Here is a 2,131-nt window from a genome sequence, read left to right as displayed (position 1 = left end):
GGGTCGGGCCCATCGACTCCCACCAGTTCAGGAAGTCGGGCTGCCACGACTCCAGCGCCCGCTGGAGGCGCCGGTCCTCGTGCAGGCCGACGTTGTTGGGGATCTTCTCGCCGTAGTCGGCCGTGGTCGGCATGGGGTCAGACTCGCTTTCGGTCGAAGTCGGCGCGGCGGCCGGTGCCGTAGCGGCGCAGCGCGCCGTCGGGTCCGGACGCGTTCGGGCGGGTGAAGATCCAGTTCTGCCAGGCGGTGAGCCGCCCGAAGATCTTGGTCTCCAGGGTCTCCGGGCCGGGGAAGCGGTAGTTGGCCTCCAGCCCGGTCAGCGCGTCGGGGCTGAAGCCGGCCCGCTCCTCGATCGCGATGCGGACCTCCTCGTCCCAGTCGATGTCGTCGGGCGCGAAGGTGGCCAGGCCGAGGCGCTCGGCGTCGGCGGCCTCCAGGGGCTTGCCCGCGGCGTCGCGGACGGCGGCGAGCGTCTCCTCGTCGCCGAGCAGCCGGGTCTCCAGCCGGGTGAGGCCGTTGGCCATCGGCAGCGGGCCGAGGTTCATCGCGGCCACGGTGACCGCGGCCGGGTCGGCGTCCGGGTCGACGTCCTCGAAGACGCCGTCGAGGTGGTAGGTGCGGTCGGCGGCGAGCGCGACCTCCAGCAGCGAGCCCGCGAAGCACGACCCCGGCTCGACCAGGGCGATGAGGCTGCGGCTGGTGACGTCGAGGCGCTTCAGGGTCCGCTTGAGGTAGAGGACGATCTCGTTGGCGAGCCAGTCGCCGGAGTTGTCGAGCAGCAGCCGGTCGTGCGCGAGGACGTGCTCGGCGTCGCCGCGCGTGCGGAGCACCCAGGTGCCGAGCTCGAGCTCGTTGGTGCGCAGGTCGAGGATCAGGTCGTCCAGCTCGCGGGTCATGGCGAGCGTCCAGAAGTCCTCCCGGTGGAAGCCGCCGTCCGGGGGCGCCTCGGGCCCGGCGATGGTGATCTCGACGGTGCCGGCGTCGCGGTCGAGCGCCGCCGTCACGTGCCGGTAGGAGATCGAGGTGTCGGTGCGCTCCTTGGCGAGCGGCGCCAGCGCGAGGCCCTCGGCATCGGCGGGACGGGACGAGCGCGCCGCGAGCTCCCGCGCGCGCTCGGCGACCGTCGCGTCCCAGGCCGTGCGCGGTACGGCCTCGTCCACCAGCCGCCACGCCACCGCCTTCTTGCCGCCGAGCCCCTCGGCCTTGGTGGAGAAGTAGTCGGCGCGGTCGCGGCGGACGTGCCGCTTGTCCGACACCCGGGTCAGGCCGCCGGTGCCGGGCAGGACGCCGAGCAGCGGCAGCTCCGGCAGCGACACCGCCGAGGACCGGTCGTCCACCAGCATGATGTGCTCGCAGGCGAGGGCGAGCTCGTAGCCGCCGCCGGACGCGGTGCCGTTGAGCGCCGCGAGGTAGGTCTGCCCCGAGTGCTCCGTCGCGTCCTCGATCCCGTTGCGGGTCTCGTTGGTGAACTTGCAGAAGTTCACCTTCCAGGAGTGCGGCGACGCGGCCAGCATCCGGATGTTGGCGCCCGCGCAGAAGACCTTCTCCCTTCCGCTGGTGATCACCACGGTGCGGACGCCGGGGTGCTCGAACCGGAGCCGCTGGACGGCGTCGTACAGCTCGATGTCCACGCCGAGGTCGTAGGAGTTGAGCTTCAGCTCGTAGCCGGGGACCAGGCCGCCCCGCTCGTCCACCGCCATGGTGAGCGTGGCGACCGGCCCGTCGACGTCCAGGCGCCAGTGCCGGTAGCGGGCCGGGTCCGTCCGGAACTCGACGTGCATGCGCGCTCCTCCGCTCTGTCCGTACCCACATGCTCCACAGAACACGGTCAGTACGTCAAGAGTTTGTAGCACATGGACGGACCCGTCACCCCCGGGTCACCCCAGGGCCGAGTAGAACCAGAGACCGGCCGCGGCGCCGACCAGCCCGCTGACGACGGCGTACGTCCCGTTGAGGAAGCCGCGGCCCCGGAGGTCGTCGATGCGCACCCGCTCGGGATCGGCCGGATCGTGCAGGATCGCCACCGCCGTCCCCCGCCGCCGGGGGAACTGCTCCGACACCTGCGTCCGCGCCTGGATCTCACGGCCGTCGGACGTCGTGAACTCCAGCACCGGATAGATCCCGAACACCC

General features: G+C 72.1%; 2 protein-coding genes. Both read right to left on the bottom strand.

Annotated elements, in window-relative coordinates:
- Positions 1-137: 137 nt before the first annotated feature.
- On the bottom strand, positions 138-1,781 hold the full coding sequence (gene boxC, locus ETD96_RS43510) for a 2,3-epoxybenzoyl-CoA dihydrolase (RefSeq protein ID WP_138642312.1): 1,644 nt from the start codon (positions 1,779-1,781) through the stop codon (positions 138-140).
- Between the two features lie 96 nt (positions 1,782-1,877).
- On the bottom strand, positions 1,878-2,131 hold a 254-nt coding region (locus ETD96_RS43505; RefSeq protein WP_171069537.1), incomplete at its 5' end, for a DUF3592 domain-containing protein.

This window comes from Actinomadura geliboluensis, assembly GCF_005889745.1.
Taxonomy (GTDB): Bacteria; Actinomycetota; Actinomycetes; order Streptosporangiales; family Streptosporangiaceae; genus Spirillospora; species Spirillospora geliboluensis.
The sequence above is the reverse complement of the archived record's forward strand: the minus strand, read 5'-3'. Positions and strand labels throughout refer to the sequence as shown.

Excerpts from the sequence above, each read along its gene's own strand:
- boxC (WP_138642312.1), bottom strand. The coding sequence starts at position 1,781 with ATGCACGTCGAGTTCCGGACGGACCCGGCCCGCTACCGGCACTGGCGC.